The organism is Maribacter sp. 2-571, assembly GCF_050589625.1.
GTDB lineage: Bacteria > Bacteroidota > Bacteroidia > Flavobacteriales > Flavobacteriaceae > Pelagihabitans.
This window is the reverse complement of the sequence record NZ_JBNGOP010000001.1, coordinates 323,043-341,548: the sequence shown is the minus strand read 5'-3', so window position 1 is coordinate 341,548 and position 18,506 is coordinate 323,043. Positions and strand designations below refer to the sequence as shown.

Below are 18,506 nucleotides of genomic sequence, written 5' to 3'. Positions count from 1 at the left end.
TTCGTGATCAACGACGCCCCGGGGGACGCCAGCGCCTTTACCTCCTCGGGCTTCTACGAACAACGGGACCCTGCGGGGCCCTTCCTGACCGCTGCGGGATACAACCAGAGCGGGGTGACCGACGAAATCGATGGCCGTATCGACGAGCTGAAGGTATACAACAAGGCATTGGGGGCCGAGGAGATCAAGGCCTTCTTCGACCTGGGCAGCGGACTGGCCGGCGTACCGGACTGTCCCCAGGGGACCATAGCCGCGGAGTTCAAGATAGACGACGGCGAATGGACCGCCGGCAACAACGTGAACGCCCCGGAGGGCTCACGGGTATACCTCAGGGCCGTGACGGCGGGCACCTATTACGTGACCACCGCCCAACGGGACTTCGAGGCGCCGACATTGCGCTCGGCGGCGGATTTCGACCAGGCCGACGGCTATCAGGTCGATACCGGGGTGAGCGACCCCCAGAACGACAGCCCGGAGCGCAACGACGGACTGGTGGACCTTGAGAACCAGGGTAGTTTCGTGCTCACCACGGCGGCGGGATGCGCCACCGTAGTGAACGTCAACGTGGTGAAACAGTGCGACCCCGAGGACATCCTGATCAGCCCCGAATGGAGGATAGGATCGAACCCATATCAACATGGAGACCCCGGTGAAAATGTTACTATTTCGGTAGCGCTCGATGAGCGCGTACGTTTAAGCATTTTACCGAACGTCTTTGAAAATTTGGATAAGCTTTCTTTTAGCATTACCACCCCACGAGGAGCTACTATTCCCAACATTACCGGGGACTATACCATCGGAAGGGTAACCCCTGCCGATATCGGGGTTTATGTATTGACTTCCATAGAAGGATGTACCGTTCTCATAACGCTGGACTTATTGAGAGAACCTGTATGTCCGGAAGGGAACATTGTCGGGGAATACCGGATCAACGGTTCGTGGCAGAGCGGCAGCGGTACCCTGGAAGTGACCGAGGGCGACGTGCTGATGCTCAGCATGCTCCCCAACGATATCCCCGTGGAGTCCATTGCCCTTCCGGACGGACGTCTGGTACGGGACAACCATAACCTAGGCGCCGTGGACGTATCGGACCAGGGTCGCTACCTGATCACCTCCGTAGAGGGCTGTACCACGGCGATCGACCTTGTGGTCGGTGCGGACTGTCCGGCGGACAGTCTGGTACATACCCATGAGGTGGGCGGAATTCCCGGAACGGGAGGACTCGTACTTGCGGACGAGGGCGTATCGGTAACGCTGGGCCTCGGTGCGGCTGTGGGCACGGTACTGGAACTTCCCGACGGTACTTCCGTAGGAGTGCCCTACATCATTGGTATCGCGGGCGTTTCCGATGCGGGCACCTATACCCTTGTCAATACCGAGGGCTGTAGTACGGAGATCGAACTTCGGGTCAACTCCCTATCGGCCTGTCCGGAAGGGAACATTGTCGGGGAATACCGGATCAACGGTTCGTGGCGGAGCGGCAGCGGTACCCTGGAAGTGACCGAGGGCGACGTGCTGATGCTCAGCATGCTCCCCAACGATATCCCCGTGGAGTCCATTGCCCTTCCTGACGGTCGCCTGGTGCGGGACAACCATAACCTAGGCGCCGTGGACGTATCGGACCAGGGTCGTTACCTGATCACCTCCGTAGAGGGCTGTACCACGGCGATCGACCTTGTGGTCGGTGCGGACTGTCCGGCGGACAGTCTGGTACACACCCATGAGGTGGGCGGAATTCCCGGAACGGGAGGTCTCATACTTGCGGACGAGGGCGTATCGGTAACGCTGGGCCTCGGTGCGGCTGTGGGCACGGTACTGGAACTTCCCGACGGTACTTCCGTAGGAGTGCCCTACATCATTGGTGTCGCGGGCGTTTCCGATGCGGGCACCTATACCCTTGTCAATACCGAGGGCTGTAGTACGGAGATCGAACTTCGGGTCAACTCCCTATCGGCCTGTCCGGAAGGGAACATTGTCGGTGAATACCGGATCAACGGTTCGTGGCAGAGCGGCAGCGGCACCCTGGAAGTGACCGAGGGCGACGTGCTGATGCTCAGCATGCTCCCCAACGATATCCCCGTGGAGTCCATTGCCCTTCCGGACGGACGTCTGGTACGGGACAACCATAACCTAGGCGCCGTGGACATATCGGACCAGGGTCGCTATCTGATCACCTCCGTAGAGGGCTGTACCACGGCGATCGACCTTGTGGTCGGTGCGGACTGTCCGGCGGACAGTTTGGTACATACCCATGAGGTGGGCGGAATACCCGGAACGGGAGGGCTCGTACTTGCGGACGAGGGCGTATCGGTAACGCTGGGCCTCGGTGCGGCCGTGGGCACGGTGCTGGAACTTCCCGACGGTACTTCCGTAGAAGTGCCCTACATCATTGGTATCGCGGGCGTTTCCGATGCGGGCACCTATACCCTTGTCAATGTGGAAGGCTGTAGTACGGAGATCGAACTTCGGGTCAACTCCCTATCGGCCTGTCCGGAAGGGAACATTGTCGGTGAATACCGGATCAACGGTTCGTGGCAGAGCGGCAGCGGCACCCTGGAAGTGACCGAGGGCGACGTGCTGATGCTCAGCATGCTCCCCAACGATATCCCCGTGGAGTCCATTGCCCTTCCGGACGGACGTCTGGTACGGGACAACCATAACCTAGGCGCCGTGGACATATCGGACCAGGGTCGTTACCTGATCACCTCCGTAGAGGGCTGTACCACGGCGATCGATTTGATCGTGGCCCCGACGGCTGAGACGCCAATAGCATTAAAGTCCCGTCTGGATAGTGTTGACGACGACCGTAACGAATTACGGGTATTCCCGAATCCTTCAAAAGGAACCATTTCAATCGACCTTAGCGGGCGTGCGGGTACGGCTGTTGGGCTTACCGTCTACAACATGCTACAACAGAAGGTTGTGTCCCATACCTTTCCAGCGACCCATTTGGAATTTGAAACGCTTGACCTCACTGGCTTACCTGATGGGTTTTATGCCCTTGTTTTTGATGCCGATGGGCATACCGAAGTTCAAACGATCGTCATGAAAAAATAAAAGGGAAAGGATGCTACAACATGGTATTGATCCCTTCCTTTAGAGAAGTCACACATGTTGATGCAGAATTTTAGCATTTTAACACCCTTTCCCTGTTTTTTTTGAGGAATGAAAAAAAAACGAAAACCACTGTTTTTTAAGGGGATAAGCCTTATTTTTACCGGATTTTAAAAAGAGGGTGCTATTTGTTAAAAATGTTAAATTTTCGAGCGTTTTATCGAATAAATTCATTTTTCACGTTCTATCGAAGACTATTTGGCGCATTTCACCGTATTAAAGATGTATTTTATCGAAAACGATTTTTTAAGATTCCAAACAAACCCCCACACCCGATGAAGCGAATTACATTCCTATTCCTGTTAATGACCTGTATTTTCGGGACATTGATGGCGCAAGACGTGACCTATGAACAGGCATTTCCCAATCTAACTTTTGATGTTCCTGTGGAAATTCAGAATGCCGACGATGGATCCAATCGACTTTTTGTTGTCGAACAATCAGGAAAGATCAAAGTTTTTCAAAATAACGGACAAACAACTACCCAGCAGACTTTTTTAGATATTTCTAATGAAGTCAGTTTTGTTTCCGGTCTTGAAATAGGCTTATTGGGGCTTGCCTTTCACCCCAATTATAATCAAAATGGTTATTTCTACGTGTATTACACCCGCAGAAGTTCGTTGCCGGGCATTGTTGTAGAAATAGTGTTGGCAAGATATCAAGTGAGTAGTGGAAATCCGAATCAGGCAAATACTTCCAGTCGATTGGAAATCTTCAGTTTTGATAAAAATCAGAACAATAACAACCATAACGGAGGGAAAATCGGGTTCGGTCCTGATGGGTACCTGTATGTGTCCATGGGCGATGGTGGCGGTGCAGGAGACCCTCAAGGGAATTCGCAAAACCTAAATAATATTTTTGGTAGCATCCTGAGAATTGATGTGGACGTAAATGGAAACAATCCGTTGGAAAGCAATCCGGATTTGCCTAATGGCAATTACGAGATACCTTCGGACAATCCCTTAGCTAATCAAGGTGGTTTGGACGAACTATATGCATGGGGAATTCGAAATACATGGAAGTTTTCATGGGATACCCAAAATAATAGAATGTGGGGCGCCGATGTAGGTCAGGGCAATTATGAGGAGGTCAACATCATTCAAAATGGGGGCAACTATGGCTGGAATCGATTTGAGGCAAATGACAGCTATAATTCCTCAACTGGATTGGCGACCAGTCCTGATATTAAACCTGTATTTAATTACAACCATAGTAATGGCGATGTCTCCATAACCGGAGGTTATGTGTATCGGGGAAGTAGCACAAATTCCGACATTCAGGGAAAATATATTTACGGAGATTTTGTCACGGGGCGGGTATGGGCATTGGACTATAATTCCAACTCCGATAGCGCGACAAGTAATCTCTTGTTCAGGGCGGAAGGCCGAATGATTTCTAGTTTTGGACTGGATGAAGATGGTGAAATTTACTTTGCTGACTATACCTCGGGTAAAATTTATCAAATTAATGGTGGAGACGTAACACCGCCGCCTCCACCTCCAGGCCCTACCAAGGTAGCGGTGGATGGAGTAGGAGTTTGGAGAGCTCTGGAAAATGGTACCAATGGTACCGTAGAAGCAATAGTGACATCGGGAGAAGATACTTATGTAGCCGGTAATTTTTCCAATGCCGGAGATAGCGCTGCCAACAATATTGCCCGGTATAATAAGGAAAGTGGATGGGAAAACCTGGGCAACGGCGCCAATGGTCCCGTTAGAGCACTAGCTTTAGCAGATGACGGTCGATTGTATGCGGGTGGTAGCTTCACTTCAATTGGAGGTGTAAGCGCGCAGAATGTTGCTGTATGGAACGGAGCCTCTTGGTCCGCTTTAGGTTCGGGTACCAATGGTCCCGTTGCGAAAATTGGTGTTGACGGTAACGGTAATGTATACGTAGGAGGTGCTTTTGAAACTGCTGGAGGGATTTCCGTGCAGAATATCGCCAGATGGAACAACGGTTGGTCGGCGTTGACCGATTCGGGAACTTCTGGCACCGGAACAAATAACGAAATTAGATCCATTGCTTTCGACAATGCCAACGTATTGTATGTGGGAGGTAATTTCGATACTGCCGGAGGTCGCAATGCCAACAGAATTGCCACTTGGAATGGGACCAATTGGGGAACCTTGGGAGAGGGAACCAGTGGATTTGTCCAGGCGATTGAAGTGACTTCGGAATATATCTATGCCGGAGGAACCTTTGGATCGGCTGGTGGAAATACCGTAAACAATCTGGCACGTTGGAATCGGAATTCAAACCAATGGCAGTTGCTTGGGGATGGAGTAAATGGTAGCGTCAATTCCTTGGAACATGACGGTACATATTTATATGTAGGAGGAAGCTTTGAGACTGCCGGACAGGATAGCAGTACCGACTATATTGTAAACAATAGTGCGCGTTGGAGTAGTGGTGGTGGCTGGCAGGCTTTAGGTCCCGCTAGAGCGGTAGGAACCGATAACATTGTAAGGGCCCTAGCACTTTCCGATGATAATAGACTTTACACCGGAGGTACTTTCGATAATGCGGCCAATGTTACGGCAGATAACCTTGCTGTTTGGGCACTTTCATTCGATTGTGGAGATGAACGATTGATTACCGAGTACCGTATTAACGGAGAATGGTCCAGTGGTGATACCGAAATAACCTTACCGGAGGGGACCGATTTAATATTAAGCTTATTACCGAATACAGTAACCTTTTCTATTACATTGCCTAATGGCAATATCACGGAAGGTGATTATGGTTTAGGGGAAATAACCAAAGAGGATGAAGGGACGTATGTTTTTGTCACTGAAGGCCAGTGTCAAATTTCGCTAATACTTACAGTGGAAACGGAGGACGAACCTTGTACTTCGGAAAGTGTGGTTCCAGAGTTTCGCATAGGTAACAATGGTTGGATTAGCGGTGAAGAAAGTACCACAGTGGATGAAGGAACACCATTGGCGCTAAGAGTTGCCCCCGGTAATTTGGATTTTACGGTTACATTGCCAAATGGTACCGAACAAGAAGTATCAGGATTGTTGGATTTGGGTGCCGTTACACCCGGTCAACAAGGTACCTATCTATTCACGATAGCCGAAGGATGTTCGGCCAGTTTCGAAATAAGTGTCATTGCCAATACGCCAAACTGCCCAGAGGGAAGTATTGTTCCCGAATATACCGTAAATGGGGAAACGGGTAGTGGCCAAACCGAAATCACGGTCGATCAGGGTGCAGAAGTGCTGCTAGGTACCGTGGATAATCAAGATGGTCTGTTAATACGATTACCAAATGGTACAACCGTAAGTGGAAGCTATCAAACGACAAATATAACTTCCGAACAGGAAGGAACGTATACTTTTATCTCTCAAGATAGCTGTGAGGCCACATTAACCATAAACGTAGAAGAAACGGGCACTGGGGATTCTTGTAACATTGTTCCGGAATACCGATTGAACCGAGTGTGGTATAGCGGCGAAAGTAATATTACCGTAGATCAGGGTACCGATATTATACTAAGTATTTTACCTAATGATGTTCCGTTGACCATTACCTTGCCTAATGGAACGGTTGTAAATGACAACTATAGCTTGGGACTGGTAACGCCGGAGGACAATGGAACCTATCTGTTTACCGCTTCCGATGGATGTACGGCCGAGTTGAACTTGATCGTAGAGACTTTGGATTGTGGGGGGGTATTGATTCCTGAATATCGTATCAACGGCAATTGGCTGAGCGGTGATAATGTGGTGACCGTTAACGAATCAGCCGAGGTGATATTGAGCATGCTTCCCAATGGCGTCGGACTAAACATTACCAGACCTAACGGACAAGTAGTTGGGGATAACTATAGAATTACCAATTTCACATCCGCCGACAGCGGTACGTATGTGTTGACCTCTGAAGAAGGATGTACGGAAACCTTGGAACTTCGCGCTATTGACGGCTGTGAAGAGGCCATTACACCGGAATATCGTATCAACGGACAATGGAGTAGCGGTCAGGAAAACCTGAGCATCGTCGTCGGCACGAATTTGATGTTGAGTATGTTGCCCAATGACATTGGATTAACGATTACAAAACCTGACGGAACCGTTGTGGGGGACAACTATAGTATCGGTCAAGCTTCGCTTTCCGATAGCGGGCGCTATACCTTACGTTCGGAAAACGGTTGTACAAGGACATTCAATCTTTCCGTAGACGAAATACCAAATTGCGATGCAAATGCTTTGGTTGCGGAATATAGAGTGGCCGGAGTATGGCGAAGCGGACAGAATGCGCTTACGGTCGACCGGGGTGAAGAGGTGGTGCTTAGTGCATTGCCCAACGATAAACGTGTAACGATTACATTGCCGAACGGCGAGGTAGTGGGAGACAACTATTCCTTAGGAAATGTTGGTGCCCAGGATGCCGGTTTCTACGTTATAGAATCGGCAGAAGGCTGCCGATCGGTATTGCAGTTATATGTTTCCGATTCCGCCTCGAACAGGAATGATACCTTTGATGAGTTTGGTAGGGAATTTGAAAATTCCGCAAGGGAGAATACATCGGTTTCCGTTTATCCGAACCCGACCAGTACAATGGTGACCGTTGACCTATACGGGCTGGCCGGAAAAGAAGTAGAAGTGGTCGTTACCAACATGCAACAACAGCAGCTTTTATACCGTGCCTTAAAACAAGATCATTCACCCACGCTCGATTTAAGCTTAGAGACCCTGACTACGGGAACCTACTTTGTCTCTGTTTGGTCGAATGGAGCGGTAATCACCAAAAAGGTGGTGAAAAGATAGTTAGCACAGTTTTAGACTAAGAATTTAGGAAACCCTTTCGAACGATTTTCGGAAGGGTTTTCTTTTTTATTGCAATTGGCACAACAATTGTCCTTTGTGGGCGAGGGTGTGCCGTTTGTAGTAATGAACACTAGTGCTAGCGGAGGCTTACACCAATTAATACAAAAAGATTATAAACTGATACTGTCTTTAGCTGACAGATTGACCGAAAAATTGTTATGGGAGATTCTAAATTTTCAAATTTTGACAATATGTCGTTGGATACCTTTGATGAAGATGCCGAACTTATTCCGTTGCTTACGGCGGAAGATGAAGAACAAATGAACAACGAAAGTTTGCCGGAAACTTTGCCTATACTGCCGTTGCGCAATACAGTACTTTTTCCTGGAGTGGTAATACCGATTACCGCTGGGCGGGATAAGTCCATCAACCTTATAAAAGACGCGAACAATGGTTCCAAGGTAATAGGGGTAGTTTCCCAAAAGGATGCCGATACCGAAAACCCGGATATCAAGGACATCAATACCCTGGGCACCGTAGCCAAGATTCTAAGGGTACTGCAGATGCCCGATGGCAATACCACTGTTATAATACAGGGAAAAAAGCGGTTTGAAATTGCCGAGGTATTGACGCGGAAACCCTATATGACCGCCACCGTGATGGATACCAAAGAGGACCGACCAGCGGAGGACGATAAGGAGTTTTTGGCCATCATTGAAACGATAAAGGAACTGTCGTTAAAAATTATCAAAAACAATCCCAACATACCCAGTGAAGCTTCTTTTGCCATAAAAAACATTCAGAGCAACTCTTTTCTGATCAACTTTATCTCCTCTAACCTTAACTTGGGGGTGGCGGAAAAACAGGGCTTGTTGGAAATTGGAAGTTTGCAGGAACGGGCATTGTCCACCTTGCGCTATATGAACGTGGAACTTCAAAAGTTGGAGCTAAAGAACGATATCCAATCCAAGGTTCGCAATGATATGGACCAGCAACAGCGCGAGTATTTTTTGCACCAGCAGATGAAGACCATACAGGAAGAGCTGGGTGGGGTTTCGTACGACGAAGAAATCGAGGAAATGCGCAAGCGGGCCAAGGACAAAAAATGGGACGACAAGGTATCCGAACATTTTGATAAGGAGCTTTCGAAAATGCAGCGCATGAATCCTCAGGTGGCCGAGTATTCCATACAGCGAAATTACTTGGACCTGTTTTTGGATTTGCCTTGGAACGAGTTTTCCAAGGACAAGTTTGATCTCAAGAGAGCCCAAAAAATACTGGACAGGGACCATTACGGACTGGAAGATGTAAAGAAAAGAATCATCGAATACTTGGCCGTTCTGAAATTAAGAAACGACATGAAATCGCCTATTCTTTGTTTGTACGGACCTCCGGGAGTGGGAAAGACCTCTTTGGGCAAGTCGGTCGCCGAGGCCTTGGGAAGGGAATATGTACGGATGAGTTTGGGAGGCCTAAGGGACGAGGCCGAGATACGGGGCCATCGCAAAACCTATATTGGTGCCATGCCCGGGCGAATCGTGCAAAGTCTTAAAAAGGCAGGAACGTCCAATCCGGTGTTTATCTTGGATGAGATCGATAAGCTGTCCAATAGCCATCAGGGCGATCCATCATCCGCTATGTTGGAAGTGCTCGATCCCGAGCAGAACGCAGCGTTTCACGACAATTTTCTGGAAATGGGATACGACCTATCCAAGGTAATGTTCATCGCTACGGCCAACAGCTTGGCTTCTATACAGCCCGCATTACGGGATCGAATGGAAATCATCAATGTTACCGGGTATACCATTGAGGAAAAAGTGGAAATCGCCAAGCGGCACCTGCTTCCCAAACAATTGGAAGAGCACGGCCTTAATACGAAGCACTTGAAGATAGGAAAACCCCAACTGGAAAAAATAGTTGAGGGCTATACTAGGGAGTCGGGGGTACGGACCTTGGAAAAACAAATCGCCAAAATGGTCCGGTATGCGGCAAAATCAATTGCCATAGAAGAGGAGTACGAGGTAAAGGTGTCCAGCGCGCTGGTAGAAAAAGTTTTGGGACCTGCCCGGTTGGAACGCGATAAATATGAGAACAACGAGGTGGCAGGTGTCGTTACCGGCTTGGCATGGACCAGTGTAGGGGGCGATATTCTATTTATAGAGTCCATCCTGTCCAAAGGCAAGGGCGCGTTGAACATTACGGGAAATTTGGGAAAGGTGATGAAAGAGTCGGCCACGATCGCTTTGGAATACATCAAGTCCAATGCGGAGCGGTTCGGTATCGATGCGACCATTTTTGAAAAATACAATGTACACATTCACGTACCGGAGGGGGCCACACCCAAGGATGGACCAAGTGCGGGTATTACCATGCTTACGTCATTGGTTTCCCTATTTACCCAAAAGAAAGTGAAAAAGAGCCTTGCCATGACAGGAGAAATCACTTTGCGGGGCAAGGTGCTGCCGGTAGGAGGTATCAAAGAAAAAATACTGGCGGCCAAAAGGGCACGGATCAAAGAGTTGATCCTTTGTAAGGATAACGAACGTGACATTTTGGAGATCAAGCCCACATATTTAAAAGGGCTCCAGTTTCATTATGTATCCGAAATGCACGAAGTAATCGATATCGCCGTAACCAAACAAAAAGTAAAAAACGCAAAAAAGTTGTAAGGTGTTAATGTCCGGTTGCAATAGTATATGGGAAACCGGGTGAAATGGAACAATTCCTGTATTTTCTACTTATTTTTGAAATATGGCAAAGATAACCATAGCGATCGACGGGTTTTCCTCTACGGGTAAAAGTACCTTGGCGAAACAATTGGCCAAGTCGTTGGGGTATCTGTATGTCGATACCGGGGCCATGTACCGTGCCGTTACCCTTTATGCCATGCGGGAGGGACTGTTGACGGACCCTCGGGAGTTGGTAGCGTCATTGCCCAATATTGCGTTGCGGTTTGTGCTCAACCAACGTTCAAAAGATGCCGAAATGTATCTCAATAACGAAAATGTGGAAAAAGAGATACGGACTTTAGAGGTTTCCAGGCATGTGAGCGATATTTCCAAAATTGCAGAGGTACGCCATAAATTGGTGGACATACAGCGGCAAATGGGAAAAGAAAAAGGTGTGGTGATGGATGGTAGGGATATCGGTACCGTAGTTTTTCCCGATGCCGAACTTAAAATATTTATGAACGCTTCTTCCGACGCACGGGCTGCAAGAAGGTATAAGGAACTGTTGGACAAAGGCGAGGACGTATCCTATGCCGATGTGCTTGCCAATGTTCAAAAGCGGGACCATATCGATTCGAATCGGGAGGTTTCCCCTTTGCGCAAGGCCGAGGACGCCGTAGAGTTCGATAATACGGACATGGGTCTGGAAGAACAGTTTGAACGCATCTACAACTTTGCACAACGAATCATTGCCAAAACTGTGGCACAATGAAGTAGTTTAAACGTTTCTTTTGGACAAACAAAACAAATGAAAGGCACCCAAATGAAAGGGTAAATGCTGATTAACAGCATTCATTTTATCATGATGATCATTTTGATGTCGAACTCACATTAAAAAATGGTTTAGAAAGTCACAAAAGCCGTCAGTTTCGGTTTAAACCAAAAGCTCAAAACCACGGTAATAAAAAAGACGTGCAAAGCACGTCTTTTTTGTTTATCATGTCATCGGCCTTAGCCGATATCTCAAACGATTACGGATTTGGAATCACGAGCACTTGATCGGGCTGTATAACATCCGGATTGCTCAAAATATTGGTGTTCGCCGAAAAAATCTGTTGGTACTTCATGGCGTCACCGTAGTAGTGTTTTGCAATTTTACTTAATGATTCACCACTTTTAACCGTATGTCTGTGGTATACCGAGCTATCGGAAACGGAGATGTTGGCCTTGATATCCGAAGGGCTTTCACCACCCAGCTCTTTGATCTTGTCCCATAACAAATCCTTTTCATAAGGTGTATTTGCCTCTCCCTTGATTTTCAGCACACCACCGTCTTCGGTAATGTCACCGTTCTTTATCCCAAGTTGTTCTCCAAGATTCAAAACGCCTTGGTACTTTGCTTTAACGCTCATAGTTGTCTATTTTTATTTGGTTAATATTTCGCAATTAAAGGTACTAAATATTGCCATATTTCAACCTGAAATGGCTAAAATACTACAAAAGATAAAAGCTTCGGCCCGGTATGTTGGTATATCGACCAAAAAACCGTACTTTTGCACTCCTTTTTTACGGATAATCAAGAGAAAAAGGAAAGGATATTGAAATAAATATAACAGCTTTCGAAAGTACCGTTTTACCCTTGTAACATTTCGAAATACAAATTATTAATCAGCAAATGGCTGAAGAAAACACCACCGCCCAAGTAGAGGAAACTACGCCGGCACAAGAAGAAAAAGCAGTAGCGGCTCCGGTTCAGGACCCAAAGGAATTTCTGGAAAACTTTGATTGGGAAAAATACGAGCAGGGAATCGAGCGCGTAGACGATACCAAACTTCAGGAGTTCGAAAAACTGGTAGCAGAAAATTTTGTCGACACCGCCGATGAGGAGGTAGTAACGGGTACCGTAGTATACCTTACCGACAGAGAAGCGATCATTGACATTAACGCGAAATCCGAAGGGGTCATTTCTTTGAACGAGTTTCGATACAACCCAGGACTAAGTGTAGGGGACAAGGTTGAAGTTTTGATCGACATCAGAGAAGATAAAAGTGGTCAATTGGTATTATCGCACCGTAAGGCGCGTACCATTATGGCCTGGGAACGTGTGAACAAGGCACATGACAACGAAGAGGTAGTCAGTGGTTTTGTGAAGTGCAGGACCAAAGGGGGAATGATTGTCGATGTTTTTGGTATCGAGGCGTTCCTACCGGGATCACAGATCGACGTGAAACCGATCCGGGATTACGATCAGTACGTGAACAAAACAATGGAATTCAAAGTGGTCAAGATCAACCACGAATTCAAGAACGTTGTTGTGTCGCATAAAGCGTTGATCGAAGCGGATATCGAAGAGCAGAAAAAAGAGATTATCAGCCAGTTGGAAAAAGGCCAGGTATTGGAAGGTGTTGTAAAGAACATTACTTCTTACGGAGTCTTTATCGATTTGGGTGGTGTAGACGGATTGATCCACATTACCGACCTTTCCTGGAGCAGGATCAATCACCCGAACGAGGTGGTCGACCTGGATCAGAAATTGAACGTAGTAATTTTGGATTTCGACGAAAACAAATCCAGAATCCAATTAGGATTGAAGCAATTGGAGAAACATCCATGGGATGCCTTGAGCGATGAAATCAAAATTGGCGACAAGGTAAAAGGTAAGGTCGTGGTCATTGCGGATTACGGTGCATTTATCGAAGTTGTAGAAGGCGTTGAAGGATTGGTGCACGTATCCGAAATGTCATGGTCTACGCATTTACGTTCCGCGCAGGACTTTGTTAAGGTCGGTGACGAAATCGAAGCGGTCGTATTGACCCTTGATCGCGAAGACCGAAAAATGTCCTTGGGCGTAAAACAACTAAGTCCAGATCCATGGACCGATATTACTTCTAAGTATCCTGTAGGTTCCAAACATACCGGTATTGTTAGAAACTTTACCAACTTCGGTGTTTTTGTGGAGTTGGAAGAAGGTATCGATGGGTTGATTTACATCTCCGACCTTTCATGGACGAAGAAAATCAAGCATCCATCCGAGTTCGTAACCGTAGGCGACAAGCTAGAGGTGGAAGTATTGGAATTGGATGTTGATGGCCGTAAGTTAAGTCTTGGTCATAAGCAAACTACCGAGAATCCTTGGGACAAGTACGAAGCGGAATTTGCTTTGGATACGGTTCACAAAGCTGCGATTACCGAAATCGTGGACAAAGGAGCTACGATCGATTTCAACGAGGATATTACGGCTTTTGTACCGCAACGTCATTTGGAGAAAGAAGATGGTAAAAAGCTTGGTAAGGGCGAAGAAGCAGAGTTTAAGATCATCGAGTTCAATAAAGACTTTAAGAGAGTGGTTGCCAGTCACACCGCGATCTTTAGGGAAGAAGAAGCTCGTAACGTAAAAGCTGCCGTCAAGAGAGCCAAAGCCAGTAGCGACGAAGCGAAACCGACACTCGGTGACGCCAACGAACAACTGCAGGCCTTAAAGGATAAAATGGAAGGCAAAAAGTAAGCCCGAAATACTATTCATATCAAAAAAGTTCCCAGCCTTAGGTTGGGAACTTTTTTTATGGAGTATGTTCAGTGCTCTCAAAAGATATATGGGCTCGAAAGTGGTAGTTTCCGAATTTCGGTACTACGGGGATTTTTTTCAGTTGGTGAGTCAGTGTTAGTAGTTAGTAGTCGGTACATAGTATTTAGTAAAAAGTGGTTAGTGAAAAGTGCGTGTGAGTTTGAATTTGAACTTGGCACTTGAACTTGAATTTGTCGTTTATCCTTTTTCTTTCAGCGTAGTGGTCTTTATTCAATGAACAATGATATCAATTAGCAATAAACAATGCGTGATCGGTAAAAAGTGGTTAGTAAAAAGTAATTGGCAAAAAGCGGTTAACGGCAATTTTGGTTTTGAATTTGACATTTGACATTTGACATTTGAGTGGTCACAGCAATAGTTCAACCTATGCACTTTAGTGTATTTCGCTTTAGCTTCTAAAAAAACCTACTTTTGCCATTATGTCGGAACAAAGGGTAAATGGACATACGGTCTCTCGTCTTTCGGTGCATATAGTCTGGAGTACGAAATACCGATATTCTGTCCTTGTGGGAGATGTGCAAAAGCGTTGCCGTGCGGTCCTGATAGAGATCTGTGACGCGGAAGGGGCCGACATTTTGAAAGGTGTGGTAAGTAAGGACCATGTCCACATGCATTTGGAGTATCGCCCGTCCCAGGATATCAGTACGCTTGTCAAGAAGCTAAAGGGTCGAAGTTCCAGGAAACTTCAAATGGAATTCCCGATACTGAAGAAGAAATATTGGGGCCGGCATTTCTGGGCTATAGGATTCGGCTGTTGGAGCACGGGCAATATAACGGATAAAATGGTGGACGAGTATTTGGAGCATCATCGTAAGTCCGGCAACGATACCGATGCTTTCATACTGGAGTAGTCTTCCGAACAGCTAACTTTAGTTGGATTTAAAAACCTATGGTACTTTAGTCCATAGTGGTTTAGTTTGAACTTGAACTTGAGCTTGAATTTGAATTTGACACTTGAACTTGAACTTGAGCTTGAATTTGAACTTGAGCTTGAATTTGAACTTGAACTTGACCCCGCCTTCCCTCCCGCTAAGCCGGAATCTATCGGTATCAAGGGATAATTGTACAGAAATCCCTATTTTTGTTTTTTAAATTCAGGCATCGTTCAATTCATGGGTCAAAAAGTATTGCTTTCCTCAAAAGAGATAAACATTATACTTCACCGTTTGGCCTGTCAGCTACTCGAAAACCATCTCGATTTTAAGAATACCGTATTGGTGGGCATGCAGCCCCGGGGTACTTTTGTGGCGCAACGGCTCAACAAAATTTTAAGGGAATCCTACGGTGTACGTGAGATTGAAATCGGTTTTCTGGACATTACCTTTTATCGGGACGATTTTAGACGGGGAGACAAGACCTTGGCAGCGAACCAAACGAAGATCGATTTTTTGGTAGAGGATAAAAAAGTGGTGTTGATCGACGATGTATTGTACACTGGAAGAAGCATCCGGGCGGCACTTACGGCCATACAGTCCTTTGGAAGACCGTCGGAAATTGAGCTGTTGGTGCTGATCGATCGTAGGTTCAGCAGGCACTTGCCCATACAGCCGAACTATCGGGGCCGGCAGGTGGACGCCATTAACGACGAAAAGGTGAAGGTCATGTGGGAAGAAAACGATGGCGAGGATGCCATACATTTGATCGATAGATAATAGAACCATTCAGCTCCTACGGGAACGGAATAGCAACTAGAATACAAAAGCGGACGAAAAAAATGAGTGAACTGAGTGTAAAACACTTGTTAGGGATAAAATATCTGAACGAAGCGGATATTCAGCTCATTTTTGAAACTGCCGATAATTTTAAGGAAGTGATCAATAGGGCGATCAAAAAAGTCCCTTCCCTACGTGATATTACCATTGCCAATATCTTTTTTGAGAACAGTACCCGTACCAAACTATCCTTTGAACTGGCACAGAAACGGCTTTCCGCGGATGTGATCAATTTTTCTGCAGCGCAGTCCTCGGTCAAAAAGGGGGAAACCTTGATCGATACGGTGAACAATATTTTGTCCATGAAAGTGGATATGGTGGTCATGCGGCATCCCAACCCGGGAGCGGGAATATTTCTGTCCAAACACGTTAATGCGGCAATCGTGAACGCTGGAGACGGAGCACACGAGCATCCTACCCAAGCGTTGTTGGATTCGTATTCGATTCGCGAGCGTCTTGGCGATGTAGCGGGGAAAAAGGTGGTGATCGTGGGCGATATCCTGCATTCGCGGGTGGCGCTCTCCAATATTTTTGCCCTAAAATTACAAGGTGCCGAAGTGAAGGTCTGTGGTCCAAAAACATTATTGCCCAAGCATATCGAGAGTCTTGGGGTAACGGTGGAGACCAATTTGAGAAAAGCATTGAACTGGTGCGATGTAGCGAACATGTTGCGCATACAGAACGAACGTTTGGACATCAGTTATTTTCCTACGACACGGGAGTATACCCAGCAGTTTGGGGTCAATAGGGCGGTATTGGATAGTTTGGACAAGGAAATCGTTATCATGCATCCCGGACCGATCAACCGGGGCGTTGAAATTACCAGTGAGGTAGCGGATTCCGACCAGTCCATTATCTTGGACCAAGTAGAAAACGGTGTCGCGGTTCGTATGGCGGTGATGTACCTGCTCGCCTCTAAAATAAAATAATATGATTTTTGATAAAAATGGCAACACCACTGTTGTCTCACAGGAAAATATAGCGATTCCCGCCTTTTTGGAAAATTTGAACGCCGCTTACCCAAAGCTGGAAAGCGATAATATTATCGTCAATCTTTTTTCATTTTCAAAATTGGGAACCGGGGACGTATTGGAATTTCTTGACATCGCGCGTACGCACACGGCAAATGGAAAATCATTTGTTTTGGTAACCGATAAGGTGGGGTATGAGGATGTTCCCGATGCGATTACCGTGGTACCCACCATCCAAGAGGCCAAGGACATTATTGAGATGGAAGAGATCGAAAGGGATTTAGGCATTTGATGTTCCCTTGGGTATAGCGATCGTAAATTAAAAGCGGTCCCCTAAAATTTTTGGCAGCACCATATTCCGGTATCCATCATCGCGTAGGAATACTATCGTCAGGCGAACCGATTCGGGTTCATAGGGACCGTGGCCTGACCAAATCCCAACACTAACAAGACCAAACGAATGAAGTTACACATTATGGGTTGCTATGCGGCCACTCCCCGAACGATGACCAACCCTTCTTCACAGGTATTGGAAATACGCAACCAATTGTTTTTGATCGATTGTGGTGAAGGCACACAGGTACAGCTCCGTAAAAATAAAGTGAAGTTTTCCAGGATCGACCATATTTTTATCTCCCATCTGCATGGGGATCACTTTTTTGGTCTTCCCGGACTTATTTCCACCTTTAGGCTGTTGGGCCGAAAAAAGGAGTTGCATGTTTATGGGCCAAAGGGAATACAGGAGGCCATTACATTACTCTTAAAATTGGGCGACTCTTGGACGAATTACCATCTGATCTTTCATGAACTTACCAATACGGTTCCGGAAACGATTTTTGAGAACGAAAAGGTTTCGGTGGAGACCATACCCCTGAACCATAGGATATATACGAACGGATTTCTTTTTAGGGAAAAACCGGCTGAACGGAAGCTGAACATCGATGCCGCGCAGCGTTATGGGGTGGATAAGGCCTACTTTCGCAATTTAAAAAACGGGAAGGATGTTGTTTTGGATGACGGAACGCTCGTCCCCAATAAAGCGCTTACCTTTGACCCACCAAAACCGATGGCGTACGCGTATTGTAGCGACACTGCCTACAAACCCGAATTGGTACCACAGCTCAAAGGTGTGGATGTGCTATACCACGAAGCCACTTTTTTGGAATCGGAGGCGCACCTGTCCGACAAAACAAAACACGCCACGGCAATGCAAGCGGCAGCGATAGCAAAAGATGCCGGGGCGGGTACCTTGGTCCTAGGGCACTATTCCACACGGTACAAGTCCATTGCCCCTTTTAAAACGGAAGCGGAAACCGTGTTTCCCAATGTGGTACTCGGCGATGATGGTAAACTTTTCGATTTTCCTGAAGGTTCTTAACGGTCGGGAATTAGTGGTCAAGAATACCATAATCCATGCGGTCGTGTTGTAATTTATTAAATTGTCGACCCTACCGATGTGGGCCATTCCAAATGGTCCTGGACAGGTGCTATGGTTCCCACCTAATTTTAACCCGGTTTCTGCATTAGAACTTCGTCCGGAGGGCAGAAAATGCAATAAAATCGGAAAGCATAGTAAAACGCTTCGTTTTGAAGCAGTTTCGGGCCGTAGTAGAATTTCTCATACCTAAAACAGCTTTAATTTTTTATTAGCACAAACTATGATACAGGTTCCTTATTTTTGATGA

General features: G+C 46.8%; 11 protein-coding genes. 10 read left to right on the top strand and 1 reads right to left on the bottom strand.

The window, feature by feature from the left end:
* The 4 genes from ACRD7P_RS01390 to cmk form a co-directional block, all read left to right on the top strand.
* A partial coding sequence (locus ACRD7P_RS01390; RefSeq protein WP_430905675.1) for a T9SS type A sorting domain-containing protein occupies positions 1-3,057 on the top strand: 3,057 nt, incomplete at its 5' end.
* Positions 3,058-3,389: 332 nt separating this feature from the next.
* Positions 3,390-7,883 carry a PQQ-dependent sugar dehydrogenase gene (locus ACRD7P_RS01385; RefSeq protein WP_430905674.1) on the top strand — a complete coding sequence of 1,498 codons (4,494 nt, stop codon included), beginning with the start codon at positions 3,390-3,392 and terminating at the stop codon, positions 7,881-7,883.
* A 218-nt stretch (positions 7,884-8,101) separates the two neighbouring features.
* Positions 8,102-10,552, top strand: a complete 2,451-nt coding sequence (gene lon / locus ACRD7P_RS01380) for an endopeptidase La (RefSeq protein ID WP_430905673.1) — start codon at positions 8,102-8,104, stop codon at positions 10,550-10,552.
* Between the two features lie 82 nt (positions 10,553-10,634).
* Positions 10,635-11,324: a (d)CMP kinase gene (gene cmk, locus ACRD7P_RS01375; protein ID WP_430905672.1), complete on the top strand. Its 690-nt coding sequence runs from the start codon at positions 10,635-10,637 to the stop codon at positions 11,322-11,324.
* A gap of 259 nt (positions 11,325-11,583) precedes the next feature.
* Here cmk and ACRD7P_RS01370 read toward each other — a convergent pair whose 3' ends face one another.
* Positions 11,584-11,964 (bottom strand): LysM peptidoglycan-binding domain-containing protein, encoded by a 381-nt coding sequence (locus ACRD7P_RS01370; RefSeq protein ID WP_430905671.1) that lies wholly within the window; start codon positions 11,962-11,964, stop codon positions 11,584-11,586.
* A 263-nt stretch (positions 11,965-12,227) separates the two neighbouring features.
* Here ACRD7P_RS01370 and rpsA point away from each other — a divergent pair, with 263 nt between their 5' ends.
* The 6 genes from rpsA (at position 12,228) to ACRD7P_RS01340 (ending at position 18,199) form a co-directional block, all read left to right on the top strand.
* Complete coding sequence (gene rpsA, locus ACRD7P_RS01365; protein WP_430905670.1) at positions 12,228-14,057, top strand: 30S ribosomal protein S1; 1,830 nt, start codon at positions 12,228-12,230, stop codon at positions 14,055-14,057.
* 500 nt (positions 14,058-14,557) lie between these two features.
* Entirely contained in the window at positions 14,558-14,989 is a 432-nt protein-coding gene (gene tnpA / locus ACRD7P_RS01360; protein ID WP_430905669.1) for an IS200/IS605 family transposase, read from the top strand.
* 261 nt (positions 14,990-15,250) lie between these two features.
* Complete coding sequence (gene pyrR / locus ACRD7P_RS01355; RefSeq protein ID WP_430905668.1) at positions 15,251-15,790, top strand: bifunctional pyr operon transcriptional regulator/uracil phosphoribosyltransferase PyrR; 540 nt, start codon at positions 15,251-15,253, stop codon at positions 15,788-15,790.
* Between the two features lie 62 nt (positions 15,791-15,852).
* On the top strand, positions 15,853-16,779 hold the full coding sequence (locus tag ACRD7P_RS01350) for an aspartate carbamoyltransferase catalytic subunit (RefSeq protein WP_430905667.1): 927 nt from the start codon (positions 15,853-15,855) through the stop codon (positions 16,777-16,779).
* Between the two features lies 1 nt (position 16,780).
* Positions 16,781-17,113, top strand: a complete 333-nt coding sequence (locus tag ACRD7P_RS01345; protein ID WP_430905666.1) for a ribonuclease Z — start codon at positions 16,781-16,783, stop codon at positions 17,111-17,113.
* Between the two features lie 168 nt (positions 17,114-17,281).
* Positions 17,282-18,199, top strand: a complete 918-nt coding sequence (locus ACRD7P_RS01340) for a ribonuclease Z (protein ID WP_430905665.1) — start codon at positions 17,282-17,284, stop codon at positions 18,197-18,199.
* Positions 18,200-18,506 lie beyond the last annotated feature (307 nt).

Coding starts and splice junctions, on each gene's coding strand:
- ACRD7P_RS01385 (WP_430905674.1), top strand. CDS start 3,390: ATGAAGCGAATTACATTCCTATTCCTGTTAATGACCTGTATTTTCGGG.
- lon (WP_430905673.1), top strand. CDS start 8,102: ATGGGAGATTCTAAATTTTCAAATTTTGACAATATGTCGTTGGATACC.
- cmk (WP_430905672.1), top strand. CDS start 10,635: ATGGCAAAGATAACCATAGCGATCGACGGGTTTTCCTCTACGGGTAAA.
- ACRD7P_RS01370 (WP_430905671.1), bottom strand. CDS start 11,964: ATGAGCGTTAAAGCAAAGTACCAAGGCGTTTTGAATCTTGGAGAACAA.
- rpsA (WP_430905670.1), top strand. CDS start 12,228: ATGGCTGAAGAAAACACCACCGCCCAAGTAGAGGAAACTACGCCGGCA.
- tnpA (WP_430905669.1), top strand. CDS start 14,558: ATGTCGGAACAAAGGGTAAATGGACATACGGTCTCTCGTCTTTCGGTG.
- pyrR (WP_430905668.1), top strand. CDS start 15,251: ATGGGTCAAAAAGTATTGCTTTCCTCAAAAGAGATAAACATTATACTT.
- ACRD7P_RS01350 (WP_430905667.1), top strand. CDS start 15,853: ATGAGTGAACTGAGTGTAAAACACTTGTTAGGGATAAAATATCTGAAC.
- ACRD7P_RS01345 (WP_430905666.1), top strand. CDS start 16,781: ATGATTTTTGATAAAAATGGCAACACCACTGTTGTCTCACAGGAAAAT.
- ACRD7P_RS01340 (WP_430905665.1), top strand. CDS start 17,282: ATGAAGTTACACATTATGGGTTGCTATGCGGCCACTCCCCGAACGATG.